Consider the following 17,988-nt stretch of genomic DNA (forward strand, 5'->3'; position numbering starts at 1 on the left):
AATCATCGAGATGAACTAGGAGTAAATTCCGGGCGGGGTGGTATTGATCTTGGATCGCTTAAGAGCCGGATCCTTCCAGAAGAACGGGAAGAAATAGATGCTAGGATTCAAGGCCGGTTGGAGCAAGAGGATGCGGAAACTCCCCCCTACCCTATTACAGATAGACGGCTTTCACCCCGTTCATTTGAAGAATTTCTCGCTTTTCTTGAGCAGCGGGGGATAGAGGAAGTTGAACGGCTATATGTTCCTGAAGACTACTCCCGGCTAAAGGGACAGGATAGTAACTGGATTTGGGGCAAGTACTCCCCAGAGGATGTGGCGGAAAACCTAGATATATTTTTCACATATCTTTCTGATGCCTTCGATGATATCGTTGATGCAAATTTCACAGGTTTAGCTGATGAACTTGAGCTCTTTGGTGGCGCGTCAAAAATCGTGGTGACCTACGAGGTGAGCGAGACGTATGACTCACGTCGCGATGCGCCGACTATGTGGCTCTACTCTCTGAGCAATGATGGAAACAGTTCAGTTGATATTCAGGTTTCTCACGACGGAAATAGTCGGTTCTACGACTGGCAGGAAGAGATAGAAATGGGTGATGAGGTCGAAATTGATGGGGAAGAATACGAAATTACGGGAGTCTCCCTTAGCCAAATGGATTTCCTATTCCATGAACTTCCGATGCTGAGTTATATTTATAAACAACTTGGGAGAAATATTGGAGACCCATTAGATGTGGATAAGACAATATTTGCTGGACGAATCTAAGTGATTTCTTAATAGGCACCAAATTAACGGCCAGTTCTCGATCAGAGAAACGGAACAGACTCCACCAGCTTTCTGTATCTATTCCTGTATTCAGGTAGCCGGTTGAGTAAGACCAAAAGGTTTCAGCAGAGTCAGTTCTCTCAGAGTGTTGTAAATTACTCTGCGGATAAGAACCAAGTTCTTCTGAATTTCCGTCGAGCAATTTTCAGCGACTAACACGGCCGGAATCGAGAGATTCTGGTGTGTTTCACGATTGGATGTGCCAAGTCGGAGGACCTCGAAAGGTTCAGAGCAGGTAAAGCAGCGGACACAGATGAACAGATACGTTCGAATTCACCTTCGTTACCCCGCCGTCGAGCAATTTTTTAGATTTGAGCATTATTCCAGAACTCGTCGAGGTACTTTCTACGCCCTCAAATCGGCCCGACGAGGTTCTTCTGCGATATTAGCGCGTTATTTCGGCTTACATATCGCGGTTTTTGTCCAAAGAAAGAGGCGATATGCAGTGTGCGAAGGCCGCCGGCTCTCTCAGGCCGAGGGGCCATCACAGGGGTAGCGGAATTACGGACGTGTCAGATTTAGCGCATAGGTTGGGCGGGTGCGTTTCGGTGGTGTCTGTTGCCCCCGCGAGGGGGTGGCGGGGCGCATCACGTGCCCCCGATAGACGATGGCTTCGGAACGACGCAGCGAAACACGAGCAGCGCATCACGCAGAAACCACCCCCGACGGTCAAGCACCGTGGGCAGATCTCGAGGTGACGGTCCCGACCGACCGGGATCACGCGTCGGTCGTCGCGCTCGTGGAGTGTGCTCTCGTCGAACTCACGCACGAGACCGTGGGGGCCGTCTTCATCTTCCGGCAGGTCGGGCAGTCGACGCGGACACAGTACGTCGCTGCCGACGACGTCGGCGAGCAGATCCAGAAGCGGCACTTCGACGACCGGCTGGGCTGGCACGGGACCACCGTCCCTCGACGAACCGTTCGCGACGAGCTCATCACTCATCTCACGCGGTCGGCATCAACGACGGCGGAGCGGTCAGGTGAAGAAGCAGCCAGCGAGCCAGATACCTTCGTCGTGAAGCCAGTTCGAGAACTCCGAACGCCGTAGCGGCTAGACTTAACCAACATTCCGAACCGATACCGGCACAGCGTTGGTTAACTCTGGGGCTATCGCGACCCCTTTTTCCAGAACAGGACCACAGCTGGAATCGCCATTTTCGCAAGGAAGACTACGGACTGAGTGCGTATCGCAGAATGTTACCCACTTAATCAAATTGTCTAGGTCGCGTGAAAACCTACTGGACTCTTCCGTATGAAGCACGTACTATCTGTTTATCACAGACCTCACGTCATCGGGGAACGCCCCCCGTTCCGATCCCCCCTCCGCTGATTTAGACGTTGCTAAACTCCGTCTTGAATTGAGCGAAAAGTCCTTGGAAGAATTAGTGGAAGATGGGGTGGTCAAGTGGGATCCCGAGAGAAATATTGTAAAGAAAGGCCCCCACTTCGACAAGGAACGTCCCCTCAAGAGCTAATTCAGGATTCGACATGGTGTATCATGCCACAATCGTATTCCTCTCCGCAGTCTAAAGAGAAGGATGCCTGTACAGGATCCAACTACCAAACGGGAGTTTCAAGAAGCGATGGATGACCTCATTCTTCGTGCACTTGAGAACGGTGTTCCCATAGACAATGGAGGATACGAACTACGCCATGACGCCGAGACTCGAGACTTAGAAGTGATGATTTTCCGGTTGAAGAAGTCGGGATAATGACGATGACTAGCAGCCCTGAGCAGGATTTTCACCCCATCGCTGAATTGAGAAGGGGATATTGCGCCTAACTAAAATCAGTCGAATAACCCCGCCCATCGCCCTACTCCTCGAGTAAGTATACCTTGGCGGCCGGTCGGCTCGATTGACCGTCGCGACGGGTTTTATCGGGTCGCTACTCCTCGTGAGCGAGTATGGTCGTCGTCGAGGAGGTCACCAAACTGAGCGAGCGCCGCAACCAAACCTCGTCCGAGGCGTTTCCGGACGATGCGCTGGCGTCGATTCGGTCGGCCGTCGAGGCCGTCCCAGCAAGCGTCTTCGACGGCTCGACGAAGCACACAGAGGTCGGCGGCTTCGATGCCGCGATCGCCGACCGGCTCCCGCAGTACGAGTACGAAGGAGACGCCGCCGGCGGCTACAACCCGAACTGCAAGCTCTGGTCGCATCAGGGTTTTAACTACAGCGTCGATCTCTACGACGCCGACGCCCGCATCGCCATCGAGGTCGAGAAGAGCGAACGGAAGAACGTCAGCGACGATCTCCTCAAGTTCCAGAAGGGGTACCGCACCAAGAAGGACGGCCGGCCGAAGATCGAGTTCGGCTGTCTGGTGGTGCCGGTGAACTACCTTGGTCGGCATAACCTCTACCAGCACAGCCTGACAAAGCTCGACTTCATGAAGGGCGTCTTGTTCATCGACGACGTCGCCGTCATCGGCTATCGCGACCCGCGACCGGACTGACCCTGTCCGCCCTGACTGTTTGTCGGCGCCGGGAGGCGTGCAGCGCGCAACAGCGTGCGCTGCGTGACTCACCATGCCTGGTCCCGACCCGCACGACGACACGAGTCGCGACTACGAACAGTTCGAGAAAGAACTGCTCGCCCAAGACCGCGACGCCGCCGGCGTCGACACGGCGGACATCGACGACACGACGGCCCAGCGCCTGGTCAGCGATCTCGTCGATGCGGACGTCGTCACTTCGGTTCCCGAGGACCAAGTTCTGGTTCACGAGCCGAGCGGTACGGCGTTCGACTCGACAACGCAGTTGGCCGTCTTCCACCGTGGCTGGACGGCCGGCCGCGACGCCGACGGGGAGGGCGAGTGATGCAGCAGACCCTCGTCGGCTGTGCGTTCTGCGACGCGCCGCCCGGTACCGAGACTGGCGAGGCCCACACCTGGGGGCAAGACGAGCGGGTCACCCACCCGATCTGCATCGACTGCGCGATTCAGATGGAGCCGAATCCCGACGAGCGCGATCACGTCGCCTGTGACGGCTGTGGGCTGGTCGTCGACACGCTCGCAGCACTCACCCGGTTCCGGGTCGAACTGGGGCACCTGGAAGGCCCGATACAGCTGTGCGCCCGCTGTAGTCCGGGCGGACTCGCGACGTACTGGACGCGCGATCTCGAGGAGCATCTCGTCGCGACGCCGGCGGAGTGACCCCAACACTCTTTACTGATTCACTGTAAACTGTAATCAAGAAGGAACCGTGTCACGCACCTCAAACCGCGCTGACGGCGACATCGTCCAGGATTTCCTCTCGGTCGCCGACCTCCTCGAGGAGCCACAGCTCGCCCAGCTGTACGCGTACCTTGCTCGGGAGGGCGAGGCAACCGTCCAGGACGTGATGGAGGACCTTGAATTCGCCCAGGGGACCGCCTACAGCTACGTCAACCGACTCGTCGACGCCGGCGTCGTCGACGTCACCGACGACGAGCAGCCACGCCGGTACGCCGCTCGGGAGATCGACCTGACCGTGACGACCGCCGCGGGCGACCGCGAGTACACGATCACGCCGACGCTCATCGACGCCGTCGGCCGCCGCGAGACGGATGCCGACATCGACACCTACATCGACCGGCACGGCGTCGCCGGCCTCGCAACGGCGCTCACCTACGCGGTTTCTCGGGAGCGCGGCGAGGTGACCCACCGGCTGATGGCGGAGGATCTGGACATCTCGCCGCTGGCTGCGGAGATGATCCTCCAGGCACTCCGGCCCGTCGTCCACGAGCACTACGACATCGAAGAGGCCGGGGCAGGGCTCAAGGAGTTGGCCATCGACGGCGACGGCGCTGACGACGCGTGAGCCGGCTCCACATCGCTGACACCGGCCTGTTCGTCGCGATGGGACAGCCCTCGAACAGCCGGTACCAGGCCGTTCGGCGGTTCGCTCGCCGGAACGACGTCGCCTACCTCCTCCCTGAACGAGTGTACGAAGAGCTGACCGTCGACGATCCGGATGTCGAAAACCCGCCCGTCGACACCGCAATCGACGAGGGCTGGGCGACGGTTGCGGCGCCACTGGAGTTCTCCGAACCGGTCGTCTCGCGGGTGATGGACGGGGTCCAGCGGTACATCGCGAACGCCGACGACCGCCCTGCCGACGAAGTCGAGCGTGCCGACGCCGCCCTAGCTGCGCTAGCCGCCCAGCATCTCAGTGCGGGGTCGGTAACCGAGGTGTATATCTACACGACGGATATCGCGGCCGGCGAGGGGGCCGAAACCGTCCTCGCGAGTGAGGGGTACGGGGATTCGGTGACGTACGTGAACGGGTTCCGATTCATCGAGGACCTGGTCGCCGGCGACAGCTGACTGATCACTCGGTTGGTTCGGTGGAAGAGGACACTCGAAAGCCCTCGGCCGCTCGACGTCCCCCGACCGCCGCTGCGCGCCTCGTGGCTGCGGTGCTTGCGGGGTCGGGGGATGGCCGAGGCGGCCTCGCCCTTTCTGAGTCCGCCAGGACAGTGGAAAGCCCACCTAGTGATGTAGCCGGCTGAACAGGTGCGTACGTGACGGCCCGCCCCGCTCGCCGCTGCCGCCCTCCGCGTCGCTCGCGACCGACCATTCCGGGCGTGCGGGCGCTCTCCGCACCGCCCGCGCCCGTTCCGGGCTAAAGTGCATGTGCCCTCGGCGCCAGCGGGTAAGCGCGAGGGGTTGCGCGGCGTGGCTGCTCACCCCTGACTGTGAGGGTTCTAATCGAGGTGCCAAAGAACTGTGTACGAAATAGTTATTTTCGCCCCAAAACCAACGAATCCGCTGGTAAGTAGATATGCGTACAGCACACCCCAAAGGATTTGCCTGCAGAGATAGATAGTTGATAGATATGAGCGAAACCACCAGCGAACAATTCCTTCGGAGCCGAGTCGGACTGGGGGGTGAGAGCCTAGTTATCGGGACTATCACGCTTCTTGTCCTCACGTCCGTCCTCTTGGTGAACGGGAATTCCTTCCAGTTCAGCCTTCTCGCAGGTGCTGCGTTGGGGGCCCTTACTACTGGTTTGCGTTATCTCGTCCAGCGTAAACGGAACTGACCAGCTACTCGCATCTGTGGGATAGTTCCCTCACGTTTAACTGCTGAGAACGAAGCGCGTTGATTCGTTAGGTACGTCATCTGTACTTACCGATTCAATCCAAGTCTAACAACTGTTCTACGTAACCTCGTTCTAACTGTGTAGTGCGGTAGTGTTTTTGAGCGCCTGCGAAGGGTGCAGGCGCGTTCGGTCGTGCCTGCACAGCACAGGTGATTCGAGATGCAACACCACCACCAGCGACAGGTGTCCCGTCAACCGGAGGCGCGATGACCGATGGCGGTCGAACTGAACGAGATCGAGGAGGCTGAAGTCGAACTTGAGGAGTGGTTAGTCGAACAGGCCGAGAACGGTGTTCCGGAAATCGTCCTGATCGGGCTCCTCCGGGATTACGCGGACGACATCGAACAGCTCGGCTACGTGCCCCGAATGTGGGGTGAGTCAGAGCGGTGAGACGGACCAACACCTTCGAAGTCGTTCCACAATCGGAACAAGACGAGGCCGTCCTTCGACGCCTTCTCGATGCGTCAGCGAGCCTCTGGAACCAGCTGACATATGCGCGCCGGCAGCAGTTCTTCGCCGGCGAGAGCGTCTGGGACTGTGAGAACTACTACGACGAGTACGTCGACGTGTTGGGGTCGGCGACGACCCAGCAGGTCACCCGCGTCAACGACGCCGCTTGGCGGTCGTTCTTTGAGACGGTTGAGGAGGCCGACCAGGAGGTCAGTCCCCCCGGCTACTGGGGCAATCAAGCCGACGGGCGCGACCTGCGGACCTACATCCGCAACGACGCCTACACGATCAGTTGGGGCGAGCGCTCCCGGCTCGAAGTGCCCATCGGCAGCCAGCTCAAAGACGAGTACGGCTTCAGTCGGTTCGAGCGGCTCCGTGTTGCCGTCCGCGGTGAACCACACTGGCAGGGCGAGCAGGGCCGCCTTCACCTCACCTACGACGACATCGACGAGACGTATCGCGCCCACCAACCCGTAACAGTCTCCGAGGCGGAACAGGCGACGCCGACGGGGACGGACGTCGCCGCGCTCGATATCGGCGCGAACGTCCTCGTGGCGTGTACGACGACGATCGGCGACCAGTACTGGTACAGCGGCCAGGAGCCGTTCCGACAGTTCCGTGAGACGACCCAGCGCATCGCCGACGCCAAAGCGAAGTTGCCGGATGGACAGCAGACCAGTACGCGGATCCAGCGGCTCTATCGGAAGCGGTCTCGCCGGCGCGATCACGCCGTGAACGCGCTCCTTCGTGACCTCGTTGAGCGACTCCACGACGACGGCGTCGAAACCATCTATCACGGCGATCTCACCGGCGTCCTTGGCGAGTACTGGTCGGTCGAGGCGAACCTCAAAGCCCGCACGTTCTGGGCGCACCGGCAGTGTCTCGACCAGCTCGCGAACGTCTGCGAGGAGTACGGCATCGAGGTGGCCTCACTCTCCGAGGCGTGGACCTCCCAGACGTGTCCGGAGTGTGGCGAACGCGAGCGGACGCGCCGACATCGCGAGACACTAAGGTGTCCGTGTGGCTTCGAGGGGCACGCCGACCTCGTCGCGTCGCGGACGCTGCTCGAACAGGCGACGAATACCGCGGTCAGGCCGACGGCACGGCCCGTGCGGTTCCAGTGGGACGACCACCTGTGGTTCCCCGTCGAGGGGGACGTGGTGGGGCCCAACGAATAGCGCACAGACCCGCAAGGTGCCGCCGTGGTGTCACCGTGACACCAGCGAGCGGACGCTCCGTGACTTCGGAGTGGATGTCGATCCGCTGGTCGCTCGCTTTTCGTACCACTACGCAGTTGATCGACCCCGAAGACTTTACCTCAAAACATTTGGTTATCCCGTGATTCAGACAGACTATGAGCAGTAAAACCGTCGAGACAGCTCGCTGGCTTGCCTATTTCGATAGGGTTGCCCGAGGGGTACTGCTACTTGGTGGTGCGTTTATTATTCTACGCACGATTGTCGCAAGCCTCCAGGTCTGTACTGCTGGTGAATCATGCCCCCCAATCATCACTTCTGAAGTCGTCGTCACAGCACTGTTCGGTGTGATAGTAGCTTACGCGGGATATCGATTTCAACCTGAGTAACGGAAATCGGGATCGGGGTTTGCTGAACAGACTTTGATAAGGCGCTAACGTCTCGATTTTCTCCAGTATCAAGCGTTTACGGCTCGCACCGCTCGCCGCATTCCGCCCTCCGCGTCGCTCGCGACCGACCATTCCGGGCGGTCTGCCTGCAGTAGCGGGCGGACTGCCGGGCTAAAGTGCATGTGCCCTCGACGCCAGCGGGAAAGCGCGGGGGGCTGCGCGGCGTGGCTGCTCACCCCCTACGCTTTCTCCGCTGGTCGCTCGCTCCGGGCGGGTCGGCGCGCGGTGCTGGTTGGGGCCACCTTATGCAGGCGCGCTCTCGCTCGCGCCCGGTAGGGCGCTCGCGAAGGCGCGAGCGAGAGCGCGCAGATGGTTCTGTCGGTCGTTGTCGTCGGAAAACCGCGATGTTGGAGCATCGCGGAGTCGGCGCGTGAGCGCCTTCGGAGTTGGTGAACTCCAATGTCTAGTAACAACGCTAGCGGAAAGGTCGTTACGGTGGATGAACAGGCATTCGAGAAAGCGGGCGGTCAGGCGGTCGATGAAGATGGCTTCCCGGTCGTCGACGAGACGCCGGAGTTCGAGGCGGCGGTCGAGCAGGAGACGCAGGCGAAGGTGGATGCGAACCACCCGGATGGGATCGCGGACACGAGCGAGGACCGGATTCACGGTGTCACCCTCGAACAGGAGGAGCGCATTCGGGCGCGGGAAGCCGAACTGGAGCGCATCAGTGCCCAGGCCGAACTGGGAACGCAGGACGGTCGTGAACAGCGCACGCGAGAGGTCGTCAGCGAGCAGTGTGGTCGTGACGAGCCGGCGCCGGCGGAGCGCACGGATCCCCGAGAGAAGCTGACGCAAGAGGAGCTCGCGGCGGTCAACGAGCAGGCGATGCGGATCAGCGACGAGGTGAAGGGCGGCTGGTCGAGAGCGGTCGTCGCGAAGCAGCTGGCCGAGAAGGTGCAGCGCGGTCGGGACGTCACGAAGGCGGTGCTGGAGACCCTCGAGGAACTGAAGGCGGCGCCGGGGGCGATCGTGCCCATCGCGGACGTGCCGGACGTCCCGGTCGGTGAGGTGACGGTCGAAGGCACAGTGAGCGAACTCTGGGATCCCAGTTCCCCAGCAATCGCCCAGGTCGGACTCATCGAAGACGAAAGCGGGCGTACGAAATTCACGATCTGGGAGAAGAGCGGGAAGACGGTGGTTCGAGAAGGGCAGACAGTCCGGTTCAGAGCTGTCAAGAAAAACTGGTACCAGGGACGGTGCAGTCTCGCCATCACGGGCTGGAGCAGGATCGAGTTCCCGGAGCGCGGCCGGTGGTGGGAAGAGTAGCCAGCTGACGCAGCCTTCTTTTTTGCTGTGTGCCGGACCGACCCAGACCCCGCCGCCCCACCCTCCGCTCCGTGCTCGCTCCTACCGTCGCTGCGCGCGCAGCCACGACCTCAATCACGAATCGACATCGAACTCAGAGAGGTCGACCTCTCGGTAAACCCATTCTTCGAAAGCAGCATCAACCAGCTCTTCGAGAGATCTGTAATCGGAATTAGTTCGAATCGTTGTGTCCACGGCCTCTGGGAGATCGTCTACATCCGTCATCTCGTCAAGGTTGACCGGAAGCGCGTTCTCAAACGCCGATTGTGACTCGTACTCGGTCTGCTCACGTACGAATTCATCGGTGAACAACACTGACGCGCCCACGTGATTTAGAGCAATATCGACGATATCTTGATCGGCCCACTCCTCCAGTCGGTCTCGTTCGTCCTCCTCTAGTTCTTCGGCAGCCGCTGCGAATGCATCTTGGATGTCGCTCACGAGTTGTTCCATTCCCTTCATTTCCGCCACATGAGTCGCAGATGACTGCCACTCAATAAACGCAAACGTGATTTGCGCCAAGGAGACCGCCGTTAACTGGCCTGGACGGGCCAACCCTGCGTTCGACGGGCCAGCCAATAGGAGGTCGGGCTGTTCAACGTCAGGGATATCGATGATACCGAGCCGGTCAAGCGTCCCCTTCGACCCCCCATGGACCGATTCGCTGGCTAACCGGTAATATGGCTGGTAGTGGTTCAGATCGCCAGCTTCCTGGAGGCCCCTAATCGACGGCCCGCCACCACCCTCGTATGCGTCTGCCGCCCACCCGGTTCCGTAACCGTTATCGTCGAAGTCGGATCCAAACCGCTCTACCAGCTCCACTTTCCCCTCTTCGAGTGACTCCATCGTCTCATCCGCGATCTGTTCCTCATCAAGGTCGTCTGCGTGTTCTTGATACGTCTGAGCGAAGTAGTATTCCCAGAGATACCGGTAGTGCAGAAAACGCTCGGCTGTGTCGGAGCCTGCTTGCTTGATGAAGGAAGTGGTAATCGAGAGTTCGTGAAGGGATCTCCATCGGGCAAAGGCTCCATCAGCAAATCCGCCTTTGAGCAGGTGGTGGATCTCCATCGCGACCTGTACTGCCCGTGCGTGAAGTCGAGTCAGAGCGTCAAAGACGAAGTCCTGTTCCTGAGCTGCCTGGAGCCGATATTCCGAGTTGATTGCATCACCTGTTTCCTGCGACCAGATAATGAACCGTTCAAGCAGTTCCAAAGGTTCCCCCCAGCGATCTTCGATCCCGCGCTGAAATTCTGCCTTGGTTTCATAGAGTCGTCGCAATCCCTCGTCATCCTCGCGGACCTGCTGGTACATACTATCCCCAACAGCCTCAATGACCTCGTTGGTAGCTTCCGCGATCTCGTCTTCGGTGGGTTCCTCATCGAATTCTCCTTCTTGGAGAAGTTCCAGAAGCTGGTCGTGGATTGCCTGAGAGAGTGGGTCAGTGTCGTTGGGCATCCTGAGTTACTCTTTCTCGTGTTTCAGCAGAGTGGATGATGGAGCTTTGGGAGCAATTGGAGTTTATTAACCCCTCGATGGGTGAGGGGCGCGTCGTACTGGCGGGTTCCCGAAACACGGTGAGAACGATGGCAACCAGAGACATCTACGAAACTGGATTCGACGAGGACGTCCGAACGGAATCGAGTGCGAACCAATGTCCCGAGTGCGACGGCCGGGTCACCACGAACGCGGTCGAAACGGTCTGCGAGGACTGTGGGCTGGTCATCGACGAACAGCGTATCGATCACGGGCCGGAGTGGCGGCCGTACGACGACGAGGGGTGCGAACGAACGGGTGCCCCACTCACTGCGGCCCGCCACGATCGCGGCCTGTCGACGGAGATCGGTCGCGGCACCGACGCGAAGGGGAACGAACTCTCGGGGCAGAAGCGACGGCGACTGGCACGGATGCGCCGTGAGCAGACCCGTGGCCGCTGGCGGTCGAAAGCAGAACGGAATCTCGCCCACGGCCTGGGCGAAGTGCGTCGGTTGGCGAGTGCGCTCGAACTCTCCGATTCGGTCCGCGACCAGGCGTGTCAGCTCTTCCGGAGCGCCCAGAACGAGGATCTGCTTCGTGGCAGATCCATCGAGGCCATCGCCGCGGCCAGCATCTACGGGGCCTGCCGGTGCAACGGCCGCTCGCGGTTAGTGGACGACGTCAGCGAGATGGCCCGCGTCGCGGAGTCACGAGTCACGAACGCGTACAAAACGTTGAACGAGGAGCTGGGCCTCCCCGCTGAGCCCGTCTCCCCCAGCATGTTCGTGCCGCGCCTCGCCTCGGACCTCGAGTGTCCGGACGAAATCCGACAGCGGGCCCGAGCCCTCGCGGAACAGGCCGAGGAGCGCGGCGTGACGACGGGCGTCCATCCGGCCGGGTTCGCAGCGGCCTGCCTCTACAAGGCCGGTCACGAAGAGGGCCGATGGTTGACGCAATCCGAGGCCGCGGACGTGGCGAACGCCTCGAAGGCGACTGTTCGGGCGCACCGGGATACGTTGGAGGAACAGGTCGCCTGAGGCGATCACTGTCTCTCCGTCTGTACTGCACATCGGTCTATCCACGCTACGATTTAAACACGAAGACGAGCCATGTTCTCTGTAGACTGCTCTATGAACGGTCGTTACTCCGACTTTGAGGAACTGCGGCCGACCGGCGAGGCGTCCCACATTCCGGACACGAGGCTGGACGACGGCTGTGAGGGTGCCCCCCGGCGGCAACGCATCGCGACGAGCACTGGTGGCTACCCTGATGCGCCGACGGTCGCCGATGGCGAGTGCCGGTCTTGTGGGGCGTCAGTCCCAGACGGCCAGACGAAATGCCGGTTCTGTCTCACTAACCATCTCGGGAGTGACGCCACTAGCACGAATGAGACATCGTCGACGACGTGCCTCGGCATCGTCCACCTGGTCGTCGAGTCGACCACGTTCTACGGCGCCGTCGCGAAGGGCGGCGCGGCGGCAAACCTTCTCTCCGCCAACGAGGCGGAGCCAGCCGTCGACGACTACACGCTCATCTACGATCTCGATGAGGCGCCGGCGCGCCAGCTGGCCGAGCAATGGCCCTCACTTCCCGACGCGGTACAGGTGGCGTCAGCGGAGGGAGAGCGGCTTCTCAGTGTCGCCCGTGACCGGACTGGGTGGCACGGGCAGGAAGCGTCGGAGGATCCGGAGCAGGGCCCGACACGGCTCTACGACCAGCGTGGGGACGGCATCCGCGACGCGTCGCGTCTCGACGCGGTCCTCGACGACGCCGACGACGCGGTGTGGCTGGTTCCAGCGATAGCGCTGACCGAATCCACTGGCGAGGCTACGGCTGATCACCAGGCGTCGTCGGTACCGACGACGCAGGAACTCGACTGTCAAACCTGTGGACGGGCGACCGACCATCGGTTCAAGACGCATGAGTCGGTTCCGGATGAGGCGTGGACGGGACAGCCGATCTGGGAGTGCCGGGGGTGTGGCTCAGCTCGTTACGGACCCAGTCTCGAGTAGCCCCAATGCTGAGCGTCGATTAACCAACAGTCTGGGACTACTGTCGAGGGTCGTTGGTTAAGGCCGTGATTTCCTGCAAGCCCGACGCCAGTCGCGATGGGGCGTCTTTCCGCGCCGGCGAGCGGTGAGGCGCTTCCGATGGAGCAAGAGTTCAAACAGGGCTACCGGATGCATCGTATACTCAGCAATCTCAACCGACTCGACGTTGACCGATTGGACGACGCGGATCGAGAGCGAGTCGAGACCGCGAGAGACCTTCTAGAAGAGGTGAGCCTTCTCACGCGGCCGGGCGACGGAGCCGGGGCGGACGCCCACGCAGACTCCTAACTGGAGTCGCCGGCCACGCCTCGGGAGCCACCTCTCGCATCGGTTTATTGCCCCCAACGGGGGTGCGGGGGCGACCCCGTGAAGTCCAGACATGGCGACACTGCAAGCTTCGACGACATCGACCGGCGCGATCGTATCGGATCCGCAGGCAGTCCGCGAGCTCTGTGAGAGCTACTGCTTCGGGACGCTCGACTGGGAGGTTACCGAAGACGGAGAGCTCACCATCTGGGGGTACGACGACTTCGAGGTGTACGAGGCACGGGAGAACGGCCTCCCGGACTACGAGGGCGGCATCGTGACCCACGAATTCCTGCGAGAACTCGCCGACCACCTCGAAGCCGACGAAGAGTTCGATATCCAGACGGCGGGGTTCACCAAGTGCCGCTTCCCCGTGCTGGCGAAGCGGTACGTCGTTCGCGACGGCGAAGTCCTCCACGCGGACCTCAGTTCCCCCGACCCGATCGACGAGTAGCGTTGTTCGTCCCCCGGGAGGGGTGCGGGGCGATCCAGTCGCGGTCGCCCCGGAGGTGATTGCTCGATGGGACACCGCGCACTCGTTGCGTACGAACGCACAGACGGACAGTACACGCTCCACTACAGCCACTGGGGCGCAGCGAACCTCAAGCTCAAGCACCGAATCTCGGCTGAATCGCCGTTCGGTGGCGACGACACCGACTCCAAGTGGGCGAAACAGCTGCTGGCGGAACTGGCCGATGGCCTCGAGGCAGATGCCGTCGACGGCTACCTCGCCGGCGAGGCTCGACCGTCGACGGTCGTCGAGCCGAAGCCCCGCACCACCGAGCTCACCCTCGACGAGATCGTCGGTGACCACCTCGACTACCTCCACCACGAGGCGTTCTTCGTGGTGTCGACGACGTTCGAGGTGACCGCGTATCGGACGCTGTGGTTTGGGCTCCAGTACGACTCGGAGACAGTCGAACAGGGAGAGACAGTCGGGAACGGCGCACTCGCGACGGTGCGCTGGTACGACGGCGAGCCGGTCGGCGACGGCCACCTGCAGGGACAGTCCGCGGCCCTCAAAGACGTCGTCGGCGATATGCTCGACAAGGGCGTCTTCACGCCGTCGACGGCGAGGCAGTACCTGAAACGGAAGCTGGCCGAGCGAGTCGGCGACCGACAGGAGCTGCTCATTCCGACCGGAGAGTCACCCTTCGAGACGGCGAGTCTCAGCAAGCCGTAACACCAATCCCTTAGTGGATATCGGGGGACGCCTAAGTATGGCAAATCAGTCTGAAGATGACGTTCGTGTTTGGCTTGTCGAACGGACGTACTCCGATGACGAGCAGAACCTGATCATCCTCACCTACGCAACACCCGATGGAGAACAGTACTATCGGAAGGAACGCGCACTCACGTCCTTCACCGACGTCCGAGACACGACAGCAGCAGTCGATGCTGAACCCGGCAATCTTGGCATAGTCGATGACCCCGACCTCCAAGAGCAATACGCGGCCGAAGCACAGCGAATGCAGGAAGTCCACGACCCTGACGACGTAATCTGAGGTCCACTAGTCGACAACGCTGCAGGCCATGGGTTATGTCGTAGCAGGCCTTAGTCGGGGTATGCGCGAACTCGTCTTCGCTCTCGAATACGAGCCCGGCTGCAACCGGGTGGCGGACGCCCTCGCAGACCACTCCGACGCTCGCGTTCGTTCACTCTCGCTGCACGCCACTGCCGACCAGCTCTGGCGAGTCGACCATGCCACCGGCACTCCGGACGCACTCGACGCCATCGAGGACGCGTTTCGCAACAGCGACTACTACGCCGACTGTCTCGCCACCGAGGACTGCGGCGCAACCCAGACTACCCGTGTCCTCGACCGCACGGACGACACGCTCATCCTTTACTCCGACTGGGAGCGCACTCCGACCTGCGCCTCAGTTCCCCACATCGCTCGCGATCACCTCGGCGACGGCGTCTTATTCGAGACCCGTCACGAGGGGCGCCACTACACGTGGCGGCTCATTCACGCCGGCGAGGGCGATGTGGCGGCGTTCTTCGATTCCCTCGGGGTTGCCGTCGGGGAATGCGCCCAGATGGAGATGCTCCGCACAGCGGACACGACGACAGGAGCTGGGGGACGCGACGGGAAACCGAGCGGCCTCCCGCCAGCCCAGGAGGCCGCACTCCAGGCCGCGGTCGAACACGGCTACTACGAGTCACCCCGCGAGGTCGACGTCGGCGAGCTCGCCGAGCATCTCGACGTGCCACGGTCAACACTCACCTACCGACTCCGTCGGGCGGAAGAACATTTGGCGAAGCAACATGTTGCCGGCGAACAGGTAGCGGAAGAACGGCTGGCATCGCACTGACGCCCTCGATTGGAATATTCCAACAAAGACATATCGAACTCCCGCTCCTACCGTGACGTGATGACAGAGAATCCGGACGCAGCCGGGGGAACGAGCGGCGGCGGACAGCGACGTGAGCTGACCGCCCGCCTCGCCGTCCCCGAAATGGACTGTCCCTCTTGCGCCCAAAAGGTGGACAAGAGCCTCCAGCGTGTCGACGGCATTACTGACGCCACGCTCCAGCCGACCACCGGCACGGCCAACGTCACGTACGACCCTGATCGGACCAGCGAAGCCGACGTAGTCAAGGCGATTGAAGGCGCCGGCTACGAGGTCGTCGGGGGCTCGGACGCCGAGAGCGATGATGAGGACAACCAGGCGACCGATGGCGTCGACATCGCGCCCCCATCGGAGGTCTGGACGAGTCCTCGCGCGAAGAAGACGTGGCTCGGTGCGGCGTTCGTCACGCTCGGCCTCCTCTTCGAGTTCCTCCTCACCGGGCAGAACATTACGGTGGCAAGCGTCCTCGAGTACCCGCTCCACATCGCGGATGTCCTGTTCCTCGGCGCCGTCGCGGCCAGTGGCATCCCGGTCGTCCGTAGCGGATACTACTCCGCGAAGAACCGAAGCCTGGACATCGACCTCCTGATGGGGACGGCGATCATCGCGGCGACCGGTATCGGCTACTTCGTCGAGGCCGCCACGCTGGCCGTCCTGTTCAGCATCGCCGAACTGCTCGAGGACTACGCGATGGACAGGGCACGGGACTCCCTGCGCGAGCTGATGGAACTCTCGCCCGACGAGGCGACCGTCCTTCGGGATGGTGAGGAAGTGACCGTTCCCGCCGAGGAGGTCGACGTTGGCGAGACCGTCGTCGTCCGCCCCGGCGACAAGATTCCGCTCGACGGGACGGTCATCGACGGCGAGAGTGCAGTCGACCAGTCGCCGATCACGGGCGAGAGCGTCCCCGTCGACAAGACCGCCGGCGACGAGGTCTACGCCGGCGCGATCAACGAAGAGGGGTACCTCGAGGTAGAGGTCACCTCGACCGCTGGCGATTCGACGCTCTCGCGCATCATCGAGATGGTACAGGGCGCACAGGCGAAGAAAACCGAGTCCGAGCAGTTCGTCGACCGCTTCTCCGGCTACTACACACCCCTCGTCGTCGTGCTGGCAATCCTGACCGCCGCTATCCCGCCGCTGGTTATCGCTGATCCGGTGTCGGTGGACCTAGCCGGATACGGGTTCACCTTCGCGAGCGACTGGCAGACGTGGTTCATCCGGGGGCTCACCCTGCTGGTGATCGCCTGCCCGTGTGCGTTCGTCATCTCCACACCCGTCTCGGTGGTGTCGGGCATCACCAGCGCCGCGAAGAACGGCGTCCTGATCAAGGGCGGCAACTATCTGGAAGCGATGGGTGGGGTCGACGCAGTCGCCGTCGACAAGACCGGGACGCTCACCAAGGGCGAACTCGCCGTCACCGACGTCGTTCCGGTCGGTGACACCACGGCTGACGATCTGCTCCGTCGCGCCGCCGGACTGGAGCGGCGGAGCGAACACCCCATCGCAGCAGCTATTCTCGCCCGTGCTGAGGAGGCGGGCGTGGGCAACCTGCCCGACCCGACGGGTTTCGAGAGCCTCACCGGGAAGGGCATCCGCGGCGAGATCGACGGCGAGACGTACTATGCGGGCAAGCCCGCGCTCTTCGAGGAGCTGGGCTTCGATCTCTCACGGGCACGCCGTGAGACGGACGGCGGCGTCATGGCGGAAGAGGCAGCCGAGTCCGACGACGGGGCGTTCGCCGAGAATGCACTCACCGCGCTGGAGCAGGAGGGCAAGACGGTCGTTATCGTCGGGACGGAGTCGGAACTGCTGGGTGCGATCGCCATCGCCGACGAGGTGCGCCCGGCCTCGAAGCGGGCCGTCGAACGCCTGCACGAGCTGGGCGTCGAGCGCGTCGTGATGCTGACCGGCGACAACGAGGGCACCGCCCGCGCCATCGCCGAGCAGGTCGGTGTCGATGAGTATCGCGCAGAACTCCTGCCCGACGAGAAGGTCGACGCTGTCGAGGAGTTACAGGCGGAGTACGGGGAGGTCGCGATGGTCGGTGACGGCATCAACGACGCGCCCGCGCTCGCCACCGCGGAGGTCGGCATTGCGATGGGCGCGGCCGGTACCGACACCGCTCTCGAGACAGCCGATATTGCGTTGATGGGCGACGACGTCGGGAAACTCCCGTACCTGTACGACCTGTCGCATACGGCCAACGGCGTGATCCGGCAGAACATTTGGGCGAGTCTCGGCGTGAAGGCGCTGCTTGCCGTCGGCGTGCCGATTGGGCTCGTCAGTGTCGCCGTCGCTGTCGTCGTCGGAGATATGGGGATGAGCCTCGGCGTCACCGGCAACGCGATGCGGCTGTCGCGAATCGCGCCTGAACGCATGGGCGGTGAGACTGGCCAAGAAACGAGTGCATGAACGTTACCGAAGAAGACAGTGTCACCCCAGAACTGTATCACGCGTCGACCGTGAGAGCAACGAGCTCTTTGAACCCCTT

Annotated in this window: 19 protein-coding genes; 18 read left to right on the forward strand and 1 reads right to left on the reverse strand. The window is 61.7% G+C overall.

Features of this window, described 5'->3' with window-relative positions:
* The 10 genes from C470_RS15885 to C470_RS00045 form a co-directional block, all read left to right on the forward strand.
* Nucleotides 1–768: hypothetical protein (locus C470_RS15885; protein WP_160162933.1), on the forward strand; the 768-nt coding region annotated here is incomplete at its 5' end.
* Between the two features lie 667 nt (nt 769–1,435).
* Nucleotides 1,436–1,876, forward strand: coding sequence for a hypothetical protein (locus C470_RS00005; RefSeq protein ID WP_008364297.1), 441 nt, complete (start codon nt 1,436–1,438; stop codon nt 1,874–1,876).
* Nucleotides 1,877–2,734: 858 nt separating this feature from the next.
* Nucleotides 2,735–3,280, forward strand: a complete 546-nt coding sequence (locus tag C470_RS00010; RefSeq protein ID WP_008364298.1) for a hypothetical protein — start codon at nt 2,735–2,737, stop codon at nt 3,278–3,280.
* 73 nt (nt 3,281–3,353) lie between these two features.
* Nucleotides 3,354–3,644 carry a hypothetical protein gene (locus tag C470_RS00015; RefSeq protein WP_008364299.1) on the forward strand — a complete coding sequence of 97 codons (291 nt, stop codon included), beginning with the start codon at nt 3,354–3,356 and terminating at the stop codon, nt 3,642–3,644.
* Entirely contained in the window at nt 3,644–3,979 is a 336-nt protein-coding gene (locus C470_RS00020) for a DUF7558 family protein (protein ID WP_008364300.1), read from the forward strand. Before C470_RS00015 ends, C470_RS00020 begins: the two co-directional genes overlap by 1 nt.
* Before the next feature lie 49 nt (nt 3,980–4,028).
* Nucleotides 4,029–4,625, forward strand: a complete 597-nt coding sequence (locus tag C470_RS00025; protein ID WP_008364301.1) for a DUF7437 domain-containing protein — start codon at nt 4,029–4,031, stop codon at nt 4,623–4,625.
* A complete protein-coding gene (locus C470_RS00030) occupies nt 4,622–5,131 on the forward strand; it encodes a hypothetical protein (protein WP_008364303.1) in 510 nt (169 codons plus the stop codon). The genes C470_RS00025 and C470_RS00030 overlap by 4 nt, the downstream gene beginning before the upstream one ends.
* 991 nt (nt 5,132–6,122) lie before the next feature.
* A complete protein-coding gene (locus C470_RS15980; RefSeq protein ID WP_004048615.1) occupies nt 6,123–6,299 on the forward strand; it encodes a hypothetical protein in 177 nt (58 codons plus the stop codon).
* Nucleotides 6,296–7,537 carry an IS200/IS605 family transposase gene (locus C470_RS00040; protein WP_008364304.1) on the forward strand — a complete coding sequence of 414 codons (1,242 nt, stop codon included), beginning with the start codon at nt 6,296–6,298 and terminating at the stop codon, nt 7,535–7,537. Before C470_RS15980 ends, C470_RS00040 begins: the two co-directional genes overlap by 4 nt.
* Before the next feature lie 866 nt (nt 7,538–8,403).
* On the forward strand, nt 8,404–9,270 hold the full coding sequence (locus tag C470_RS00045) for a hypothetical protein (protein ID WP_008364305.1): 867 nt from the start codon (nt 8,404–8,406) through the stop codon (nt 9,268–9,270).
* Nucleotides 9,271–9,384: 114 nt separating this feature from the next.
* Here the strand turns inward: C470_RS00045 and C470_RS00050 are convergent, their stop codons facing one another.
* The gene (locus tag C470_RS00050; RefSeq protein WP_049908447.1) at nt 9,385–10,764 is read right to left on the reverse strand and encodes a DUF5677 domain-containing protein; all 1,380 of its coding nucleotides are present in this window, start codon (nt 10,762–10,764) and stop codon (nt 9,385–9,387) included.
* A 128-nt stretch (nt 10,765–10,892) separates the two neighbouring features.
* Here C470_RS00050 and C470_RS00055 point away from each other — a divergent pair, with 128 nt between their 5' ends.
* The 8 genes from C470_RS00055 (at nt 10,893) to C470_RS00090 (ending at nt 17,909) form a co-directional block, all read left to right on the forward strand.
* On the forward strand, nt 10,893–11,819 hold the full coding sequence (locus C470_RS00055; RefSeq protein ID WP_008364308.1) for a transcription initiation factor IIB: 927 nt from the start codon (nt 10,893–10,895) through the stop codon (nt 11,817–11,819).
* A gap of 93 nt (nt 11,820–11,912) precedes the next feature.
* The gene (locus tag C470_RS00060; protein WP_082226621.1) at nt 11,913–12,794 is read left to right on the forward strand and encodes a biosurfactant protein 1; all 882 of its coding nucleotides are present in this window, start codon (nt 11,913–11,915) and stop codon (nt 12,792–12,794) included.
* A gap of 138 nt (nt 12,795–12,932) precedes the next feature.
* A complete protein-coding gene (locus tag C470_RS00065) occupies nt 12,933–13,121 on the forward strand; it encodes a hypothetical protein (RefSeq protein WP_049908471.1) in 189 nt (62 codons plus the stop codon).
* A 91-nt stretch (nt 13,122–13,212) separates the two neighbouring features.
* Entirely contained in the window at nt 13,213–13,593 is a 381-nt protein-coding gene (locus C470_RS00070; protein WP_008364311.1) for a hypothetical protein, read from the forward strand.
* A gap of 66 nt (nt 13,594–13,659) precedes the next feature.
* Nucleotides 13,660–14,322, forward strand: coding sequence for a DUF6735 family protein (locus C470_RS00075; protein WP_008364312.1), 663 nt, complete (start codon nt 13,660–13,662; stop codon nt 14,320–14,322).
* Between the two features lie 37 nt (nt 14,323–14,359).
* Nucleotides 14,360–14,644: a hypothetical protein gene (locus C470_RS15105; RefSeq protein WP_082226590.1), complete on the forward strand. Its 285-nt coding sequence runs from the start codon at nt 14,360–14,362 to the stop codon at nt 14,642–14,644.
* 61 nt (nt 14,645–14,705) lie between these two features.
* Nucleotides 14,706–15,455, forward strand: coding sequence for a helix-turn-helix domain-containing protein (locus C470_RS00085; protein WP_008364314.1), 750 nt, complete (start codon nt 14,706–14,708; stop codon nt 15,453–15,455).
* Between the two features lie 60 nt (nt 15,456–15,515).
* Nucleotides 15,516–17,909, forward strand: coding sequence for a heavy metal translocating P-type ATPase (locus tag C470_RS00090; protein ID WP_180271702.1), 2,394 nt, complete (start codon nt 15,516–15,518; stop codon nt 17,907–17,909).
* The last annotated feature ends 79 nt before the right edge of the window (nt 17,910–17,988 follow it).

It is taken from the genome of Halorubrum distributum JCM 13561, from assembly GCF_000337395.1.
Lineage (GTDB): Archaea > Halobacteriota > Halobacteria > Halobacteriales > Haloferacaceae > Halorubrum > Halorubrum distributum.